The 18,937-nt window shown below is 34.6% G+C and carries 19 protein-coding genes; 12 read left to right on the plus strand and 7 right to left on the minus strand.

Annotated elements, in window-relative coordinates; genetic code table 11:
• The first annotated feature begins 45 nt into the window (after positions 1–45).
• The gene (locus ACQ65V_RS11110) at positions 46–474 is read left to right on the plus strand and encodes a hypothetical protein (protein WP_430467939.1); all 429 of its coding nucleotides are present in this window, start codon (positions 46–48) and stop codon (positions 472–474) included.
• Positions 475–560: 86 nt separating this feature from the next.
• Positions 561–1,214: a fructose-6-phosphate aldolase gene (gene fsa, locus ACQ65V_RS11115; protein ID WP_273289898.1), complete on the plus strand. Its 654-nt coding sequence runs from the start codon at positions 561–563 to the stop codon at positions 1,212–1,214.
• 32 nt (positions 1,215–1,246) lie between these two features.
• Here fsa and ACQ65V_RS11120 read toward each other — a convergent pair whose 3' ends face one another.
• Entirely contained in the window at positions 1,247–2,698 is a 1,452-nt protein-coding gene (locus ACQ65V_RS11120) for a TlpA family protein disulfide reductase (protein ID WP_430467940.1), read from the minus strand.
• 147 nt (positions 2,699–2,845) lie between these two features.
• Here ACQ65V_RS11120 and ACQ65V_RS11125 point away from each other — a divergent pair, with 147 nt between their 5' ends.
• Entirely contained in the window at positions 2,846–4,471 is a 1,626-nt protein-coding gene (locus tag ACQ65V_RS11125) for an ABC-F family ATP-binding cassette domain-containing protein (protein ID WP_430467941.1), read from the plus strand.
• On the opposite strand, the gene ACQ65V_RS11130 is transcribed toward ACQ65V_RS11125, so the two are convergent.
• Both ACQ65V_RS11130 and ACQ65V_RS11135 read right to left on the minus strand, forming a co-directional pair.
• Complete coding sequence (locus tag ACQ65V_RS11130) at positions 4,468–5,187, minus strand: hypothetical protein (protein WP_430467942.1); 720 nt, start codon at positions 5,185–5,187, stop codon at positions 4,468–4,470. The two genes, ACQ65V_RS11125 and ACQ65V_RS11130, sit on opposite strands and share 4 nt — an antisense overlap.
• Positions 5,184–5,420: a putative signal transducing protein gene (locus ACQ65V_RS11135; RefSeq protein ID WP_155087238.1), complete on the minus strand. Its 237-nt coding sequence runs from the start codon at positions 5,418–5,420 to the stop codon at positions 5,184–5,186. The genes ACQ65V_RS11130 and ACQ65V_RS11135 overlap by 4 nt, the downstream gene beginning before the upstream one ends.
• 216 nt (positions 5,421–5,636) lie before the next feature.
• Here ACQ65V_RS11135 and katG point away from each other — a divergent pair, with 216 nt between their 5' ends.
• Together katG and ACQ65V_RS11145 are read left to right on the plus strand one after the other, a co-directional pair.
• Positions 5,637–7,865, plus strand: coding sequence for a catalase/peroxidase HPI (katG, locus tag ACQ65V_RS11140; RefSeq protein ID WP_430467943.1), 2,229 nt, complete (start codon positions 5,637–5,639; stop codon positions 7,863–7,865).
• Positions 7,866–8,010: 145 nt separating this feature from the next.
• Positions 8,011–8,481, plus strand: coding sequence for an ankyrin repeat domain-containing protein (locus ACQ65V_RS11145; protein WP_430467944.1), 471 nt, complete (start codon positions 8,011–8,013; stop codon positions 8,479–8,481).
• Positions 8,482–8,636: 155 nt separating this feature from the next.
• On the opposite strand, the gene ACQ65V_RS11150 is transcribed toward ACQ65V_RS11145, so the two are convergent.
• Together ACQ65V_RS11150 and nhaC are read right to left on the minus strand one after the other, a co-directional pair.
• Entirely contained in the window at positions 8,637–9,275 is a 639-nt protein-coding gene (locus ACQ65V_RS11150) for a peroxiredoxin (RefSeq protein WP_430467945.1), read from the minus strand.
• A 112-nt stretch (positions 9,276–9,387) separates the two neighbouring features.
• Positions 9,388–10,875 carry a Na+/H+ antiporter NhaC gene (nhaC, locus tag ACQ65V_RS11155; RefSeq protein WP_430467946.1) on the minus strand — a complete coding sequence of 496 codons (1,488 nt, stop codon included), beginning with the start codon at positions 10,873–10,875 and terminating at the stop codon, positions 9,388–9,390.
• Between the two features lie 324 nt (positions 10,876–11,199).
• Here nhaC and ACQ65V_RS11160 point away from each other — a divergent pair, with 324 nt between their 5' ends.
• Together ACQ65V_RS11160 and ACQ65V_RS11165 are read left to right on the plus strand one after the other, a co-directional pair.
• On the plus strand, positions 11,200–11,634 hold the full coding sequence (locus ACQ65V_RS11160; RefSeq protein ID WP_430467947.1) for a hypothetical protein: 435 nt from the start codon (positions 11,200–11,202) through the stop codon (positions 11,632–11,634).
• A gap of 48 nt (positions 11,635–11,682) precedes the next feature.
• Positions 11,683–12,705 carry a metal-dependent hydrolase gene (locus ACQ65V_RS11165; RefSeq protein WP_430467948.1) on the plus strand — a complete coding sequence of 341 codons (1,023 nt, stop codon included), beginning with the start codon at positions 11,683–11,685 and terminating at the stop codon, positions 12,703–12,705.
• A 43-nt stretch (positions 12,706–12,748) separates the two neighbouring features.
• On the opposite strand, the gene ACQ65V_RS11170 is transcribed toward ACQ65V_RS11165, so the two are convergent.
• On the minus strand, positions 12,749–13,963 hold the full coding sequence (locus ACQ65V_RS11170; protein WP_430467949.1) for an aminotransferase class I/II-fold pyridoxal phosphate-dependent enzyme: 1,215 nt from the start codon (positions 13,961–13,963) through the stop codon (positions 12,749–12,751).
• A 158-nt stretch (positions 13,964–14,121) separates the two neighbouring features.
• On the opposite strand from ACQ65V_RS11170, the gene ACQ65V_RS11175 reads away from it, so the two are divergent.
• The 5 genes from ACQ65V_RS11175 to lpdA all read left to right on the plus strand — a co-directional run bounded on the left by ACQ65V_RS11175 (position 14,122) and on the right by lpdA (position 18,203).
• Complete coding sequence (locus ACQ65V_RS11175; RefSeq protein ID WP_430467950.1) at positions 14,122–14,580, plus strand: Lrp/AsnC family transcriptional regulator; 459 nt, start codon at positions 14,122–14,124, stop codon at positions 14,578–14,580.
• Between the two features lie 3 nt (positions 14,581–14,583).
• A complete protein-coding gene (locus tag ACQ65V_RS11180; RefSeq protein ID WP_430467951.1) occupies positions 14,584–15,210 on the plus strand; it encodes a CPBP family intramembrane glutamic endopeptidase in 627 nt (208 codons plus the stop codon).
• A 92-nt stretch (positions 15,211–15,302) separates the two neighbouring features.
• Positions 15,303–16,157, plus strand: coding sequence for a hypothetical protein (locus ACQ65V_RS11185; RefSeq protein ID WP_430467952.1), 855 nt, complete (start codon positions 15,303–15,305; stop codon positions 16,155–16,157).
• Positions 16,158–16,238: 81 nt separating this feature from the next.
• Positions 16,239–16,796 (plus strand): porin family protein, encoded by a 558-nt coding sequence (locus ACQ65V_RS11190; RefSeq protein WP_430467953.1) that lies wholly within the window; start codon positions 16,239–16,241, stop codon positions 16,794–16,796.
• Between the two features lie 6 nt (positions 16,797–16,802).
• Entirely contained in the window at positions 16,803–18,203 is a 1,401-nt protein-coding gene (gene lpdA / locus ACQ65V_RS11195) for a dihydrolipoyl dehydrogenase (RefSeq protein ID WP_430467954.1), read from the plus strand.
• Between the two features lie 89 nt (positions 18,204–18,292).
• Here lpdA and ACQ65V_RS11200 read toward each other — a convergent pair whose 3' ends face one another.
• Entirely contained in the window at positions 18,293–18,883 is a 591-nt protein-coding gene (locus ACQ65V_RS11200) for a hypothetical protein (protein ID WP_430467955.1), read from the minus strand.
• Positions 18,884–18,937: the final 54 nt, after the last annotated feature.

Raw genomic sequence — 18,937 nt, forward strand, 5'->3', positions numbered from 1 at the left:
ATATTTGGTACGCTATTTGAGGTATGTTCTTCAAATCTAGCTATTATGAAATCTAAGAAACTCTTCCCCTTACTGCTCATTACTGTTTTGTTTTTTGGCTGCGATGATTTTTTAGACTGTGTAGCAGGTCGCAATCCAAGTTTGCCAGATAAGACATTTCCCATTGCTTCTACCAGTACTTATTATTATGTAGATATTTCAGCTGAGATAAAGAATGAGCCAAGGGATAATAACTACGATTATTTTTTTGAAATTAATGAAGCCGATTTACCAGAAGGTGTGGGTTACTTTATAAATAACAGAATTATTAGCTTTGAAGGACTGCCTGTGGAAACAGGAACTTTTGAAATTGAGGTTTACTTATATGTAGAAGGTCCAGTTAATGTAGAATACGATGATGATGGAGATGCCTACTATACGGATACTTTATGCAATCACAGTACACAGAAGACATATACCTTAATTGTTCAATAACTTGTTAATATATTTTGACTATTTCTTTGAAGTCAACCTAACGAATAGTTGTAAATTTGCAGCAACTAAAAACACAACAATTTTCTATGAAATTTTTTATTGATACAGCAAACTTAGACCAAATTAAAGAGGCTCAAGATATGGGCATTTTAGATGGCGTAACAACAAACCCATCTTTAATGGCGAAGGAAGGTATTACTGGTACGGATAACATTATGAAACACTATGTAGATATTTGCAATATTGTAGATGGAGATGTTTCTGCTGAGGTTATATCTACCGATTTTGAGGGCATGGTTAGAGAAGGTGAAGCTTTAGCTGAATTACACGATCAAATCGTTATTAAATTACCAATGATAAAGGATGGTGTAAAAGCTTGTAAATATTTTTCTGATAGAGGTATAAAAACTAATGTTACATTGGTGTTTTCTCCAGGACAAGCAATACTTGCCGCAAAAGCTGGTGCAACTTATGTATCTCCATTTATTGGTCGTTTGGATGATATTTCTACAGATGGTTTAAATCTTATTGCAGAAATTCGTCATATCTATGACAACTACGCTTTTGAAACACAAATTTTAGCAGCCTCTATACGTCACACTATGCACGTTATTGATTGTGCTAAATTGGGAGCAGATGTAATGACAGGTCCTTTAAGCTCAATCGTTGGCTTATTAAAGCATCCTTTAACGGATATTGGCTTAGAGAAATTCTTAGCAGATTATAAGAAAGGAAATTAGAAAAGAACTGATTTATATACTTATAAAGCATCTTAACGTTTAGCGATAAGGTGCTTTTTTTGTAGAAGTCCTTCAAGGGTTTCGTTAAACTCAGAGCTAAAGATATTGGCATTAGGATGCAATATCACAGCATTCTCATCAACAATAATAGCTTTATTTAGATAGTTTACGGCCAATGTCTTACGTGCTGCTTTAGAATCCTTGAACTTAAATTCATTAATTGTAGGAAAATCATAATTGTTGATAATGTTTTTCCAGAATTTATCGTCATTATCGTTAACGTTAATGGATATAAAATCTACCTGTGGAAACATCACTTTTAACTCCGCAACTATATAATGACTGTTTCTATACTGGCTTTTAGAGTTTGAAGACCAAAAATAGATGATGGTCGGTTTATTAATAATAGATCTTAGATAGTGCTCTGTATCATTATAATTAACTACAGCCAAATTCGGTAAAGGATTACCTTGTCTCAAAAGGCGTAATGAAGACACCAAATCTTTCATAGATGCCTTATCCTCTTCATTAGTACTCTTTGCTAAATAATAATCAAGTAATTCGTTAGCTTCCGCTTCTGTGTGGTTGTAACTGACGTAATCTTTGGTCTTGTATTTAAGTAAGTTGTTTTTTATGGCTTCATCAGAAACAATACTATCAACTAAATCTAATTTAGACTTGTTATACGCTAGAGAATGTCTATCAAACTTACTGTGATATGGATTGTTTTTGTAATAAGTTTTTATGGCCAGATTATCAATATTGGAAAATAAAAAACGATTGTAAGAAAAGAAATGACTCAAATGATTAGCATTGTAATCTATGTTATCTCTATGAGCATAAAAATCTTCTGGTAAATCTTTAATGTGAATAAGTTTATTGTTCCCAAAGTAGGCAAAAGGATAAATTTCCTTGTCTGCATAGCTATTGTAATTGATATTGGCTTCAATTATGGATTTAAAAAACTCGGATTCGTCGTTATATTCTAAAAACTGATAAAATTCTTCCAATTGTCGCTTTCGTCTTTTTTCAACAAATTCATTGAAAGCCTCAGGTTCCATTTTAGAGTATTTCACTAATTTTTTGGCCTCAGACTCATTAGAAAGGTAAGTTTTTATAAGATAATTGTTCTTTTTTGCTCCTTTCCCCGTAAACACCAATGATTCGTCAAAATCATAAGTGTTAAGTCTAAACATTATACTATCAGAGGGTTCTAATAATACCGTTTGATATTCGCCACCATGTCTAATTAAATATAGGCCAGACTCTAGATTTTCTATTTTATGTATAAATCTGTTATTTGCGTCGAGATTCAGGGTGTCAAAGACTTCTCCCTGAGTATTGTGAAGTATTACACTTTTATTTTTTGGGTTTATGATTTCACCACCAATATAGGCATAGTCATTATTTTCTCCACTGCTAGATTTACATCCAAGGACAATGGTTAGCAAAAGTAATGATAAAGCTATGTGTCTAGTCAACATGGGGAATTTCATCAATTTAGTGTAACAAAAATATGTGTTGAAACCTTCATGCCTTGTTAATGCCACGTTAAATCTTGTTATAAGGTGCTTTTATTTCGCTTAATCGCTTAAATTTTCTACTTTTGCGCCAAATTTTAAAACTATAAAATGTTATCAGTTTCTAATCTTTCAGTACAGTTCGGAAAACGCATCCTTTTTGATGATGTCAACACTACATTTAACAATGGAAATTGTTACGGTATCATTGGTGCCAATGGTGCAGGAAAGTCAACGTTTTTAAAGATTTTAGCAGGAAAAATGGATCCAACATCTGGAAACGTTCATCTTGAGCCTGGTAAGCGTATGTCTGTTTTAGAGCAGAATCACAACAAACACGATGAGGATACGGTTTTAGAAACCGTTTTAAAAGGTAACAAACCTTTATACAAATTAAAGACCGAAATCGATGCACTATACGCTGATTATACAGACGAGAATGCTGAAAAGATAGGTGAGCTTCAAGTAGAGTTTGAAGAAATGAACGGGTGGAATGCCGATTCTGATGCTGCAGCATTATTATCCAACTTAGGCATTAAGGAAGACTTTCATTATACCTTAATGGCAGATTTAGATGGTAAGCAAAAGGTACGTGTACTTTTGGCTCAGGCTTTATTCGGAAATCCGGATGTATTGATTATGGATGAGCCTACCAACGACTTGGATTACGAAACTATTACTTGGCTGGAAAATTTCCTGGCAAACTATGATAACTGCGTCATTGTGGTATCTCACGATAGACACTTTTTAGATGCTGTTTGTACACATATCTCTGATATTGACTTCGGAAAGATTAACCATTATTCTGGTAACTATACGTTTTGGTACGAATCGTCTCAATTAGCAGCAAAACAACGTGCACAACAAAACAAAAAAGCTGAAGAGAAGAAAAAAGAACTTGAGGAGTTTATTCGTCGTTTTTCTGCTAACGTTGCAAAATCCAAGCAGGCAACGAGTAGAAAGAAGATGATCGATAAATTGAACATTTCGGATATTAAACCAAGTAGCAGACGTTATCCTGCCATCATTTTTGAGCGCGAACGCGAAGCTGGTGACCAAATTTTACATGTTGAAGGCTTATCGGCAAGTTTAGATGGTGAAGTATTGTTCAAGAATATTGATATCAATTTAGCGAAAGGTGATAAGGTTGTTGTGTATTCCAAGGATTCGAGAGCCACTACGGCTTTTTATGAAATCATTAATGGAAAGCAAAAAGCGGATTCTGGTAAATATAATTGGGGAGTAACAACAAATCAATCTTATTTACCATTAGATAACAGTGAATTCTTCAACAACAAACTAAGTTTGGTGGATTGGTTACGTCAATGGGCAACCTCTGAAGAGGAACGCGAAGAGGTATACATCAGAGGATTCCTCGGAAAAATGATTTTCAGTGGAGAGGAAGCCCTTAAAACTTCAGACGTATTATCTGGAGGAGAAAAAGTACGTTGTATGCTAAGTCGTATGATGATGATTAGAGCTAATGTGCTTATGGTTGATGAACCAACTAACCACTTGGACTTGGAAAGTATTACCGCATTTAACAATGCCCTTAAAAATTTTAAAGGAACTGTATTATTAACCACGCACGATCACGAGTTTGCACAAACTGTTGGTAATAGAATCATTGAGCTCACGCCAAACGGAGTCATTGATCGCTATATGACTTTTGATGAATATATGAGTGATAAAAAGATTAAAGAGCAGCGTGAGAAGATGTATGCTGTGACGGCTTAGTTATCTATTCTAATTAGTTTTATATCTTCTGAAAATTCATTAGAGTCATAATCTTGATATGTTCTATCAATCATACGGCTTATAATTAATGTTGAGTCTGTAACTACTTTAATTCTCCATTCTAGTTCTTCTCCTTTCTTATAATTATTTAAGCACATAAATAAATATTCGTTCGAATTGTTTATTTCATATTTAGATTCATTTACTAAATAATAATTACTAACTATTTTGTTTTCTGAAATCTCATAAAATGGTGGCCAACTGTAATCTTCTTTAGGATATGGAACAGTGAATGGAGGAAAGAAGTCTTCGGTTTTTCCACGATAAATATCCTCAACCCATTTGCCATAAATTTTTTCTTTTTTCCATTTCGGCTTTCTTAATCTCATTTCAAATTCTACATCATTATAACTTACATTAAAGCATTTAAAAGTAGAATCATTTAGTTGCTTAATTCCAATTGCTATTCTATCTAAAATTAAAAAAGTTGAATTATCGTAATATGTGATGCGCCAATTGCGCCTTTCTTTGCTAAAGTTTAAGTATTGGTAAGTTGAATCGGTAAATTCAACGATTAATGAATCTTTTTCCGATTCATAGTATGAGACAAACGTTTTGTTCTTGAAAGTGTTTTCTGTAATTAAATGTTTGCTATCATTGTTACAGTTGAAAAATAATAAAAAGAATGCAATAAAATATGAGAATTTTTGCCTCATGCCTCCATCTCACCCTTAACCCGTTCCACAATAGCAACCGCTTTATCCAATTCGTCATTATGAACAAAGACTTCCTGAAAGCCTTGGTTCATGGAGCCATAGCCAGCTAAACGTTGCGATTCGCCTTCGTCTTTAATAATTGGAATAATCCCAGTATTCTCTAATTCGCTTTTTAAACGTGTTACAACAACGAAGTTACCGCTGTAAACTTTTGTATATTCTGAAGTACTCATAACTATAGGTGTTAAATGATCACATTAAGTTACAACTTTTTGGTAAGATTTCCTACATCAAGAATCATTTAATATGCATTAATGTTATTCAAATAATCTATATCATAAGTTTTGACTATAAAAACATTAGATAAAAAGATATAGAGACTTTATTAGATGCTCATAATTTCATAAATTTATAGACAACGAAATTAAAACTGATAAAACCAAATACAAATGGATAATAAGAATACTGAAACCTTTGAGCTTAATGAAAGTACAGCTAGTAATTGCCCTTTTTTAAGTGGCAAACAAAATGCAGTTGGTGGAGGAGGAGTAAAAAATAGAGACTGGTGGCCAAATGAACTTAAACTAAATATCTTAAGACAGCATGCAGCAAAGTCAAATCCGCTAGGAGAAGATTTTAATTACGCTGAGGCTTTTAACAGTATAAACTATGACGAATTAAAACAGGACGTTTTAAACCTCATGACCGATTCCCAAGATTGGTGGCCAGCAGATTATGGTCACTATGGTGGTTTTATGATTCGTATGGCTTGGCATAGTGCTGGTACATATAGAGTTGGAGATGGTAGAGGTGGAGCAGGTACTGGCAATCAGAGATTTGCCCCAATTAATAGTTGGCCAGATAATGGCAATCTAGACAAAGCCAGATTGTTATTATGGCCAATAAAAAAGAAATATGGAAACAAAATTTCTTGGGCAGATTTAATGATTTTAGCTGGTAATTGCGCATTAGAATCTATGGGATTTCCAACGTTTGGTTTTGCAGCAGGGCGAGAAGATATATGGGAGCCAGAACAAGATGTTTACTGGGGAAGTGAAACAGAATGGGGAGCAAATGAAGCGCGTTATGACGGTAAGGATTATAACACTAGGGATTTAGAAGATCCTCTTGCAGCTGTAATGATGGGTTGGATATATGTAAATCCTGAAGGTCCTGATGGTAATCCAGATCCTATGGGCTCTGCTAAAGATGTAAGGGAAACATTTGGTCGTATGGCAATGAATGATGAAGAAACTGTAGCTTTGGTTGCAGGTGGTCATACGTTCGGTAAAGCGCATGGAGCTGCAGATCCTAACCAATTTGTAGGTGCAGAACCACATGGAGCACCTATTGAGCAAATGAGTATGGGTTGGAAAAATTCATACCAATCTGGTGTTTTAGAAGATGTTATTACTAGTGGGATTGAAGGAGCATGGACACCAAATCCGACTAAATGGGATGCCGACTATTTTGATGTGCTATTAAATTACGACTGGGAATTAACTAAGAGTCCGGCAGGTGCTCATCAATGGAGACCAACGGCTGAGTCTAAAGCGAGAATGGCACCTAAAGCTGGTGATCCAAACGGAAGACAGGAATTGATGATGACAACGGCAGATATTGCTTTAAAAACTGATCCTGCGTATTTAGAAATCTCTAAGCGCTTTCATAAGGACCATAAAGCATTCGAAGATGCTTTCGCTAGAGCTTGGTATAAATTAACCCATAGAGATATGGGACCAATTGATCGATACTTAGGACCTGAAGTGCCAAAAGAAGAATTGATTTGGCAAGACCCTATCCCAAAAGTAGATTATACATTAACAGATTCTGATATTGAATCCTTAAAGAAAATGATTCTTGCATCTGGTTTATCGATTTCAGAAATGGTAAAAACAGCTTGGGCTTCGGCTTCAACCTATAGAAATTCTGACAAAAGAGGTGGTGCTAATGGTGCACGATTACGTCTAGAGCCACAACGCAGTTGGAAAGTGAACAACCCTGAAGAATTAAATAAGGTTCTTAATGTTTTAGAAGGAATTCAAAATGAATTCAACGGAACAGTTTCAATGGCTGATCTTATTGTATTGGCAGGTACAGTTGGTGTAGAAGAAGCAGCAAGACATGCAGGACACAATATTTCCGTGCCATTCTCTCAAGGAAGAGGTGATGCCACCCAAGAGCAAACAGATATTGAACAATTTAACTACTTAAAACCATTAGGTGATGGTTTTAGAAATTATCAGAATTCTAATGTAGATGTTGCTGCTGAAGATTTATTAATTGATAAAGCAAATTTAATGTCACTTTCTATTCCAGAAATGACTGTACTCGTTGGAGGTATGCGTGTATTGGGAGCTAATTTCGATGGTTCTAAACATGGAGTGTTTACCGAAAATGTTGGGCATCTTACTAATGATTTCTTTAAGAACTTAGTAGATATGACTTATACCTGGAGTGCAACTTCAGAAGATGAAAAATATTTTGAAGGAAGAGATCGTAGAACGGGAGAAGTAAAGTTTACTGGTACAAGAGCTGATTTAATCTTTGGATCTAATACCGAATTAAGAGCGGTAGCTGAAGTTTATGGTGCAAATGATGCTGAAGAAAAATTTGTAAAGGATTTTGTTGCTGCTTGGACCAAAGTAATGGATGCAGATCGATTCGATTTAAAATAAGACCGATTAACAGTTTATGAATAAAAAAGGAATGTAATTTTTTAAATGCATTCCTTTTTTAATGTGTCATTTCTGCCTTTCTACTTACTAAGCTCAAGATAAACTACGGCAGGAATCTTATAACCTTTTAAGAAAATATAAAATTATGAACGAACAAGAATTATTCTTTAACACCATAAAATCCGGAAAAGAGGAAAATGTAAGGTTGCAACTTAAGAGAAATCCAGAGTTGGTTAACATAAAAGATTCAAGAGGGTTTACGCCATTGATTTTTGCTACCTATTTTAATCAAGAGGCTATTGCTAAAACACTTCTGGAGTATAACGCAGATGTCGATGCTAGTGATTCGGCTGGAAATACGGCTTTAATAGGTGTGTCTTTTAAAGGCCATACAGGTTTGGTAAATTTATTGCTTCGGAATAAAGCAGATGTCAATGTTCAAAACAATAATGGAGAGACAGCTCTGATTTTTGCAACCATGTACGACCAGCCACTTGTAGTAAAAATGCTCTTAAATAAAGGAGCGGATAAGTCTTTAAAAGATAATAATAACAAAACAGCACTGGATTATGCTGTTGAAAAGGGATTTAAGAATCTTGAAGAAATTTTGAAATAGAAAAAGATTATCAGAAATAATGTTGAAACTGTCATTCTGAATTTATTTCAGAATCTTTATGGCTAAAGTTTCAATTACAATTAGAATCTGAAACAAGTTCAGATTGACAATGTTTATTTCTGATAATCTCTTTTAAATGAATTAACTATGATAAATTAATTCACATGCTTTTCCAAAAACTCAGCAACACCTTCGTGAGTGGCTTGCATTCCTGTTTTACCTTTGTTCCAGTTGGCTGGGCAAACCTCACCATTTTCTTCAACAAATTGTAAAGCATCTACCATACGTAAAGCTTCATCAACATTTCTTCCTAATGGTAAATCGTTCACTATTTGATGACGAACGATACCTTCCTTATCAATTAAGAACAACCCTCTGTAAGCGATTAATTCGCCTTCAGCTTGTAACATATCATTTTCATCATAGTAATAATCACCAGCCAAGACATCGTAATTCTTAGAAATAGTCTTGTTAGTATCAGCAACTAAAGGATAGGTAATACCTTGGATGCCACCTTTGTTTTTTTCCAATTGTAACCAACCAAAGTGCGATTGCTCTGTATCTGTAGATACGGCAACAACTTCAGTGTTACGAGACTTAAATTCTTTCAGCTTTTCTTGAAATGCGTGTAATTCCGTTGGGCAAACAAATGTAAAATCCTTTGGATAAAAGAATAGCACAACGTGCTTTTTTCCTATAAATTGATCTAAAGAGAAATTTTCTTCAAATTCGCGACCGTTAACAACCGCTTGTGCATTAAATTGAGGTGCTTTTTTTCCTACTAATACAGCCATTTTTTTAATTTATTTTTTATGTTAAAATTTAAATTCGGCTGCAAAGTTACGCATCAATATAGGATTGACAATGAAGATGTATTTTAAATATTTATTAAAAGATATAGTTAGTCTATTTGCTTCTTAATTGTTTGATTTTAATTTTGAAAGCTGCGAAAAGTAAAGTCATAAACGGACTAATTATGCTAAAGAAAGCATAAGGGATATATGCCGTGGCACCTGCGTAACCAAATAAAACCTTTGAATGGTAAGCTCCGCAGGTATTCCAAGGAATTAAAACCGAGGTTACAGTACCGGAATCCTCAAGTGTTCTACTTAAATTTTCTGGTGCCAATCCTCTGTCTTCATAAGCTTTTTTAAACATTTTACCAGGAACAACTAATGCTAAATATTGATCAGATGCTGTAAGATTTAATGCAAGGCAACTGGCAACAGTACTGGCAAATAATCCAAATACACTTGTAGCCATTTTTAGTAAAGAGTCCGTAATTCGAGATAAGGCACCTATGGCATCCATAATGCCACCAAATACCATTGCACAAATAATTAACCAAATGGTGCCTAGCATACCTTTCATGCCACCAGAAGTGAAAAGGTCATTAAGTTCTGCGCTCGAGGTTGTAACAGCCGTGTCAACCGTTAAAGCATTCATTACTCCTTTGTATGCTGATTGGAACGTTAGTGTCTCTGCACCAGCGATAGTGGTTATGATTTGAGGTTGCGCAATAATTGCAGTTATTCCGCCTAATAAAGCTCCAATTAACAAAGCAATAAGAGGAGGAGTTTTTTTAATTATCATTAGGATTACTATTACTGGAACAATAAAAAGCCAAGGACTAATATTAAAAGCACCATCTATGGCATTTAATTTATCATTTATTTGGGGTGTCCCAGAAGTGTTAATATTAAGACCGATAATAATAAAAATAATAAGTGTAATAACTATGGTAGGTATGGTAGTAAGAGCCATGTACTTAATGTGAGAAAATAACTCTCCGCCAGCCATTGCTGGCGCTAAGTTGGTGGTGTCACTTAATGGTGACATTTTATCTCCAAAATAGGCGCCAGACAGTACAGCTCCAGCTGTCATTCCTATATCTATTCCAAGTGTTTTTCCAATACCAATCAAGGCTATGCCTATTGTTGCCGATGTGGTCCATGAGCTTCCTGTTGCTATTGAAATAATTGCACATATGACCACACTAGCAGCAAGAAAAATTGTAGGATTTAGAATTTGTAATCCATAATATATCATTGTAGGTATTATGCCACTGATTAACCATGTACCAGCAAGTGCTCCAACCATTAAAAGTATGAGTAATGCACCAGTTGTGGATTTTACATTTTCTGCAACCTCTTCGAGCATTCTTGTGTACTTGACCTTGTTAAAAAAGCCAACAATAGCCGCAACTGCGGCACCCATTAAAAGAATAAATTGATTACTTCCACTTAAGGCATCATCACCATAAACATATATATTGTAAGCCAATATACCTACTAATGCAAAAACAGGTATTAATGCTTCCCAGATATTAAGCTCTGTGTTATCAATAATATTTTGGTCTTCAGTGTCAATTTGAGATAAATCGTTGTCTTGCATTATAATTCAGTTTAGTTTTGTAATGTTACGACATTCTCTTTTTTATCACAAATAATATGTGCAATTCAAATGCTTATTCACTTATACATATAATATTTAAAAGATTTTAATATAGGGTAATTGAACTTTAGTTTGTCTTATTAGAACATAGGTTAAGTTATTAGCTTAAACTTTACATAATAAAATGATTTTAAATTATGTATTTGGCTTATCGATATGCAAGAAATGTTTAAAAAGATTATTCCTGTAGTTTATCGAAAAAATGTGACAAAAGAGTATACTATCTGTGTCACATTAATAATTAGACCATAAAACTGATAAGTTATGATCGCTTCTGTATATTTTGTGTTGTTTTTTGTAATAATACTAGCATTTTGTATATACTTAATTGCTATTGGTAGATCTACGGTATTATCCAATGATTATTCTTATCCTCAAAATAATATTCATTTTCTCAGTCGTAAAGTACAATCAGTTAGTTTTTCAAGATTAAAATTACACTTTGAGGGAAACCAGATTAAAGGTACTGAAGTATCAAGTTTTAAAAACGAAACTCATATAGAATTGCAAATAAAAAAGGAAAATCGTCATCTTAAAAGAAACTTGAAGACCTTAAGTTATATAAATTTTTTAGAAGCAAATTCTGATGTTGTTCACAATTCTAAGCGAGATGAAGAAATAAAAAATTTAAAAACGAGTGTTCAGCGTCAGATTATAAAAAATACAGATTTATTGAATAGATACAGGTTAAACAGTTAAAAATCCGATTAATTATTTATTTTCTAAATTGTATTTTTACGGGTCTGTATGGATTCATTAACTCAGATCATTTTAGGTGCAGCTTGTGGAGAAGCTGTCCTTGGTAAAAAAATAGGAAACAAAGCGCTTTTGTTTGGCGCTATTGGTGGTACAATTCCAGATTTAGACGTCTTTGTTGGATCTTTATTGTACGGCAATGAGATTGACGCCATGTTGTTTCATAGAGGGTTTATGCATTCGGTATTATTTTCAGTTTTAGCAGCTTTTTTATTAGGTTGGTTGGTACATAAGCTTTATAATTCAGGAAAACGATTACATACCACAACACAAAAAGACTGGACCAAACTTTTCTTTTGGTCATTATTCACCCATCCGATTTTAGATTGCTTTACACCTTATGGTACGCAATTATTTGCACCGTTTTCAAATTATCGCGTGGCTTTCAATAATATTGCCGTTGCAGACCCTTTATATACGGCACCGTTTTTAATTTGTTTGATTATTTTGATGTTTTTCAAAAGAAAAAGTAACCGAAGACGTTTATGGTTAAAATTAGGAATCGGTATCAGCTCGTTTTATATGCTATTGACCATCTTCAACAAGATATATGTTGATAATGTTTTTGAAAATTCGCTTTCTGATAAAGGCATAAGCTATTCAAGATATAGTACACAACCTGCCATTTTAAACAACGTGCTCTGGTATGGTATCGCAGAAACCGAGGAGGCTTACCAAGTTGGTTTTTATTCTTTGTTTGATGCCTCTAATCGTTTTTCTGATTGGCAAACCATTCCAAAAACAAGAGCGTTGACAAAAGCGGAATACAATGACATTAGAGACTTGGCATGGTTTAGCAATGACTATTTTAATGTAGAATTAACAGCTGATGATAACTATTTATATAAAGATTTAAGATATCCACTGGTAGAAACTCGCAATGGCTACAAGGCGGTTTTTAATTTAAGATTGTTCAAAGATGGAGACCGATTGAACATGAAACCATTTGCGCCAGAAATGGAGGATTTTGAATATACTATGGATGCCCTTTGGCGAAGATTGAAAGGGAGGTGATTAAGACCCGACAGGTTTAAAACCTATCAGGTCTGGACTTTAATTATACCATTTCAGCTTCAAGAATATTCAACTCAATCATACAGGCTTTCATCATGTCATAGGTACGTTCAATATCAGCATCTAATCCAATTGAAAAACGTATCAGTCCATCACTTAATCCCATAGCTTCTTGTTCATCTTCTGGTATTTCGGAAGATGTAGAGCTTCCTGGAGCACTGAATAAGGTTTTGTAAAATCCTAAACTCACAGCTAAATATCCTAAGTTGCGTTCTTGCATCAATTCCATTAAGCCATTAGCTTTGTCTAATGTGCCAACATCAATGGTCAACATTCCTCCAAATCCGTATTTTTCGTTCATCATGGATTTAAACAACTCATGTGATGGGTGAGAGGCTAATCCTGGGTAAACGGTTGTTAGTCCGTCTTTTTCAAATTTCTCAGCCAAATACGTTGCATTTTGGCTGTGTTGTTGCATTCTAATGTGAAGTGTTCTTAAGTTCTTCAATACTGAAGCAGAGCGCAAACTATCCATTGTTGAACCTAACAACATGGCTGCACCATCATTAACATTTCTCAATTGGTCAATAAATTCTTGTGTTCCACAAACCACACCACCAACGGTATCAGAAGATCCGTTAATGAATTTTGTTAAACTATGAATGACCACATCTGCACCCAAATTTACTGGTAAAATCGATAATGGAGAAAAAGTATTGTCCACCACTAATTGTAGGTTGTGTTTTTTTGCTAATTCAGCTAGACCTTTGATATCTGCTACTTCGAGTAGAGGGTTGCTAACAGACTCACAATACAACACTTTTGTTTTTGGTGTAATGGCAGCTTCAACGGTTTCTAACTTTGTGATATCCACAAATGAGGTGTCTATGCCTAATCGAGGTGCGAAGTTCTTTAGAAAAGCGTAAGTGCCGCCATAAATCGTTCTACTGCTTACAATGTGTTCACCAGAAGCACAAAGTTGTAATAACACTGGTGTTATGGCTCCCATTCCAGAAGCTGTTACCGTCGCTGTTTCTGTGCCTTCCATAGCAGCGAGTGCTTCGCCTAAATATAAATTTGAAGGCGAGGAATGACGTGAGTATAAGTAACATCCATCTGCATTGCCTTCAAAGGTATCGAACATCGTTTTTGCCGATAGGAATGTATAGGTTGATGAATCGGATATTGATGGGTTAACACCACCAAATTCTCCAAAATATTGTAAATCTTGTATGTTGTTTGCAGGTTTAAATTTCATAATTTTAGTATTATTGGTTTTAACAAAAGTCATTATATATAGACTAATAATCAATAGTTAAGCTATTATTTAGAAAATAAAACTATATTTATTAAGTGTTATAGTTATATATTCTTATTTTGTAATCATAAGAGCGTTGTAACAGAAAAAATATAATTATGATGTACGATGAAATTGATAAAAAACTATTAAAGCTATTGCAGCGAGATAGTAAGCAAACTAATAAGGCACTTGCGTATGCATTAGGTTTATCGGTTACAGCGGTTTACGAGCGAATTAAAAAGCTTGAAAACAATGGTACTATTAAAAAATATGTGGCATTAGTTGACCAGAAGAGTGTGGATAAAGATTTTGTGGTATTTTGTAGCATTAAATTAGTTCAGCATACTCAAGATTATGTTGTTAAGTTTGAAAGGGAAGTGGCAAAACTTGACGAGGTGTTGGAATGTTATCATATTAGTGGAGATTATGATTATCTTATCAAAGTTTTAGTTGAGGACATGGAGGCGTTTAGGGAGTTTATGGTAAAAAAATTAACCACAATAGATCATATTGGCAGTACTTATAGTATGTTTATGATTAACGAGGTAAAACACACCACAGCAATTTCAATATAGCTTATGCAAAGCATTCGGTATAGACTTATAGAGTTTTTTGTGATTTTTGTATTGGTTCCCACAAGCTTTGCTTTGGAGTTCAATATCTGGATTAAGATGGCCATAGGTTGTCTGGGCTTTGTATATGTGGTCTATGTACTTCTTAAGGTGGAAAACAACAAATTCAAGATTAGGCAACACATCAACTGGAAACAATTTTGGATGCGTACCGCAATAAAGCTAATTTCTATCAGCATGTTGACAGCGATATACATGTATATCTTCGATGTAGAAAACTTATTTGTTGTCATAAAGAATAAACCCATGTTCTGGGCTTTGATATTGTTTATTTATACCATTTTTTCAGTCTATCCCCAAGAATTGATTTACAGAACGTTTTTCTTTCAACGTTACGAATCTTTGTTTAGAAATGACGCCCTTTTTATTTTGGTGAATGCTGCACTATTTTCCTTAGCGCATCTTTTCTTTAAAAACACGCTGGTGATGGTGTTGACTTTTATTGGCGGAATTCTATTTGCACTTACCTTCAAAAAAACAAAATCCACGCTTTTGGTGTCTATTGAACATGCCATTTATGGTTGCTGGCTGTTTACGGTTGGTATGGGTGAAATGCTCGGATTTCCTTCTTAAATCGAATTTAACTCCAAGTTAATTCTTTGCTAATGATATAAATTGATTGGTATATTATCTATATCTTAATATGACTATTTAAATCAGTCATTATGAAACTATCACAACCAATATCGAGAAGAGCCGTTGTAAAAAGTTCAATTTTTGGGGCACTTGCTATCTCAATTCCTAGTATTACATTCGCCAAACAAATTTTATCTTATCAAAAGAATGATGGAAAACTGTTTCATCGTTACCCTTCAATAGATGATGAGATTGTTAATGAGGTAGTCGGTAAGTCGCATTTTGACCTTGACCGTGTTAAGGAATTGGTCGATAAACGTACTGAGTTGGCTCGTGCCACATGGGATTGGAGCTTTGGAGATTGGGAATCTGCCATTGGAGCAGCTTCGCATGTAGGTAGAAGGGATATTGTGGATTATTTGATGAGCAAAGGAGCTCGGCCAACCATGTTCACTTATGCGATGCTTGGAGGTTATAATATTGTAAAATCAATGATAGAAATGACACCAGGAATTCAGAAACTTCAAGGTCCACATGGTATAAGTCTTTTGCAACATGCTGAGGTTGGATTAAGGATGAAGGACAAAATGACAAGTCAACAGATTTTAAATTCCGAAAAACTTATAGATTATTTGCAAATGTTGGGCGATGCTGATGGTGAGACGTATGAAAAACTGGATGAAGATCAAATGCCAAAATATTTAGGTGATTATCGTTATGGTGATGGAGAAAATGAAGGGTTTTCGGTAAAAGTGAATATGCGCAAAATGTTATCTCTTGGCAAATTGGGCAAGTTTGGTGGAGGTCTGTATCCTGTAGGTAATAACAAGTTCTTGTATAATGGAATAAGTTCAGTATATATAACATTTCAGGTTGAAGATGGTATCGTTAAGTCTTTAACTATCAATGAACCAGGCCTTACTTTAGTGGCAAAAAAGGTCTAATAGTTTATAGTTATTTCTAGATTTTATTTCCATTGCCTTCCGACAAAACATTTGTATTTTTGCATCTCATTTTGCAATACAATGAGAATACTTTTTATTCTTCTACTTTTAGCAGTACTTAATGGCAATGCCCAAGAACATCCAATGGGTATTAAAATAGGTGGAAACATATCCAATTTATCTGGCGATGGTACTGATAATTTATCTTCAATGGTGAATTTTCATGCAGGATTTTTTATGGAGATAGATGCAGCCAAAGATTTTAAAATTCAGCCAGAATTACTTTTTTCAGTATATGGATTTAAGCTCGATAGTGAGGGGAATACATCTAATGTTAGACTCAATTATATAATATTGCCAGTTATGGCCAAATATTTTGTTTCAGAAAAATTCAGTTTCGATGCTGGTCCACAAGTTGGTTTGTTAGTAACGGCTAAAAACGGAACAGGTTCCTTGGCAGATGTGAAATCAGATTTTTACGATAGGGATTTTGGTATCAATGCAGGAGCAACTCTTGTAATTTCTGAAAAAGTTAGTGCTTCGGTGAGATATTATTTCGGATTAACCGATGTCACTGCAATTGATAATAAAAATTTTAACAGAGCATTTCAATTAGCATTTCAATTTAAAATAAACTAAAACATTATGAAATCATACGATGTATCAATAATAGGTTCGGGTCCAGGTGGTTATGTGGCAGCAATCCGTTGCGCGCAATTGGGCATGAAAACGGCTATTATTGAAAAATATTCAACACTTGGAGGAACTTGTTTAAACGTAGGCTGTATTCCTAGTAAGGCCTTATTGAGTTCTTCGCATCATTATGAAGAAGCTACAAAACATTTTGAAGATCATGGTATTGAGATTCCTGGTGAAATTAAGGTAAATCTAGAAAAAATGATAGCTCGTAAGCAAGCCGTGGTAGATCAAACCATAGGTGGCATTGATTTCTTAATGAAAAAAAACAATATCGATGTTTACGAAGGTTTAGGTTCTTTTAAGGATGCAACACACATTAAGATTGATGGTAAGGATGCTGGAGAAATTGAAGCAAAAAACACCATTATCGCTACAGGTTCTAAGCCATCTAATTTACCTTTTATAAAATTAGATAAAGAACGCATCATCACTTCAACAGAAGCTTTAAAACTAAAAGAAGTGCCTAAACATTTAATCATTATTGGTGGTGGTGTTATTGGTCTGGAGCTTGGTCAGGTTTATAGACGTTTAGGAGCAGAAGTCACAGTTGTGGAGTATATGGATAGAATACTGCCAACCATGGATGCTGGCTTATCTAAAGAATTGAATAAAGTCTTTAAGAAAGCCAAATGCAAAATGATGGTTTCTCATAAGGTACAGTCTGTAGAGAATAAAGGCAAGGAAGTCATTGTAAAAGCTGAGAACAAAAAAGGTGAGGTTGTAGAATTTAAAGGAGATTATTGTTTAGTCTCTGTTGGTCGTCGTCCTTATACAGACGGGTTGAATGCTGAAGCTGCTGGAGTAAAAATCAATGATAGAGGACAGGTTGAAGTAAACGATCATTTACAGACTAGCACCAAGAACATTTATGCTATTGGAGATGTGGTAAGAGGAGCGATGTTAGCACACAAAGCTGAAGAGGAAGGTGTCTTTGTTGCCGAAACTTTAGCAGGACAAAAACCACATATAGATTATAACTTAATTCCTGGCGTGGTGTACACATGGCCAGAAGTTGCTGCTGTAGGTAAGACCGAAGAAGAACTTAAGGAAGATAAAGTTGAATATAAGGTTGGGCAATTTCCATTTAGAGCGCTAGGTCGTGCAAGAGCTAGTGGTGATATAGATGGATTTGTGAAAATTTTAGCCGATAAAACCACAGATGAAGTCCTAGGTGTCCACATGATTGGCGCGCGTTGTGCAGATTTAATCGCAGAAGCGGTTACAGCTATGGAATTTAGAGCGTCTGCTGAGGATATTTCGAGATATTCGCATGCACACCCAACGTTTGCAGAAGCTATTAAGGAAGCGGCTTTGGCTGCTACTGATGATAGAGCTTTGCATGCTTAGCTTAAGTTAATTTAGTTATCTAAAAAGCGAACTGGTCACTGAGCGAAGTTGAAGTGTGGTTCGCTTTTTCTATCTTCAATGCTTTATGATTACAACTCTTGCATCAAATCTGCAATACGTAACCGTTTAGAATAATCCCCTTCATTAACATCACGCACAAAACAATAGGCGCTAATCTCTTCGTTTTTCACCTTTTCTGTAAGTTCTTCAACGGTATTTGGGCCAAACTCTTCGGATTTTGAGATGTAATAGAATTCGTGTTCGTAGATAATGTTGCTTACTTTCTTTTTGTACTTCTGCTTTAGGTAAGATTGAATATCTTCAACGGAATTGAGTTCATTCTCGTAATTCGTCGTATTTATATACATTGCAAATTCTTGTTTGTCCTGATGATTCAAAACTAAGATATCGTCATCCTTAAAATAGGCTTTAACTGTAATGATACCATCTTCTGTTTCTATGGTAAAGATATTTTGGATATCTATATCCCATGACGTTTTTATAGAAGCATCCTTTCGTTCAATTTCTAGAATGTTATCTTTTCTAAAGGTGTAAATAGCTTTCTTCTTAGAAATACCATTCACCAGAACCCACTGCTGATTTATTAAATGAGAATCGTGATGCCGATCAAAATCAAAAGGTTTTAGATTAGGAATGGTATTGTGTAGATAATCGTTCATTATAAGCGGTTAATAAATAATAGTAAGGGCTATTATAACGTTAGATTTGGTCTT

Origin of the sequence: Winogradskyella ouciana (assembly GCF_965284585.1) — a bacterium.
GTDB lineage: Bacteria > Bacteroidota > Bacteroidia > Flavobacteriales > Flavobacteriaceae > Winogradskyella > Winogradskyella ouciana.

Coding starts and splice junctions, on each gene's coding strand:
- ACQ65V_RS11170 (WP_430467949.1), bottom strand. CDS start 13,963: ATGAAATTTAAACCTGCAAACAACATACAAGATTTACAATATTTTGGA.
- ACQ65V_RS11165 (WP_430467948.1), top strand. CDS start 11,683: ATGGATTCATTAACTCAGATCATTTTAGGTGCAGCTTGTGGAGAAGCT.
- ACQ65V_RS11120 (WP_430467940.1), bottom strand. CDS start 2,698: ATGTTGACTAGACACATAGCTTTATCATTACTTTTGCTAACCATTGTC.
- ACQ65V_RS11200 (WP_430467955.1), bottom strand. CDS start 18,883: ATGAACGATTATCTACACAATACCATTCCTAATCTAAAACCTTTTGAT.
- fsa (WP_273289898.1), top strand. CDS start 561: ATGAAATTTTTTATTGATACAGCAAACTTAGACCAAATTAAAGAGGCT.
- ACQ65V_RS11125 (WP_430467941.1), top strand. CDS start 2,846: ATGTTATCAGTTTCTAATCTTTCAGTACAGTTCGGAAAACGCATCCTT.
- ACQ65V_RS11110 (WP_430467939.1), top strand. CDS start 46: ATGAAATCTAAGAAACTCTTCCCCTTACTGCTCATTACTGTTTTGTTT.
- ACQ65V_RS11180 (WP_430467951.1), top strand. CDS start 14,584: ATGCAAAGCATTCGGTATAGACTTATAGAGTTTTTTGTGATTTTTGTA.
- katG (WP_430467943.1), top strand. CDS start 5,637: ATGGATAATAAGAATACTGAAACCTTTGAGCTTAATGAAAGTACAGCT.
- ACQ65V_RS11175 (WP_430467950.1), top strand. CDS start 14,122: ATGATGTACGATGAAATTGATAAAAAACTATTAAAGCTATTGCAGCGA.
- ACQ65V_RS11190 (WP_430467953.1), top strand. CDS start 16,239: ATGAGAATACTTTTTATTCTTCTACTTTTAGCAGTACTTAATGGCAAT.
- ACQ65V_RS11145 (WP_430467944.1), top strand. CDS start 8,011: ATGAACGAACAAGAATTATTCTTTAACACCATAAAATCCGGAAAAGAG.
- ACQ65V_RS11130 (WP_430467942.1), bottom strand. CDS start 5,187: ATGAGGCAAAAATTCTCATATTTTATTGCATTCTTTTTATTATTTTTC.
- ACQ65V_RS11135 (WP_155087238.1), bottom strand. CDS start 5,420: ATGAGTACTTCAGAATATACAAAAGTTTACAGCGGTAACTTCGTTGTT.
- nhaC (WP_430467946.1), bottom strand. CDS start 10,875: ATGCAAGACAACGATTTATCTCAAATTGACACTGAAGACCAAAATATT.
- ACQ65V_RS11150 (WP_430467945.1), bottom strand. CDS start 9,275: ATGGCTGTATTAGTAGGAAAAAAAGCACCTCAATTTAATGCACAAGCG.
- ACQ65V_RS11160 (WP_430467947.1), top strand. CDS start 11,200: ATGATCGCTTCTGTATATTTTGTGTTGTTTTTTGTAATAATACTAGCA.
- lpdA (WP_430467954.1), top strand. CDS start 16,803: ATGAAATCATACGATGTATCAATAATAGGTTCGGGTCCAGGTGGTTAT.
- ACQ65V_RS11185 (WP_430467952.1), top strand. CDS start 15,303: ATGAAACTATCACAACCAATATCGAGAAGAGCCGTTGTAAAAAGTTCA.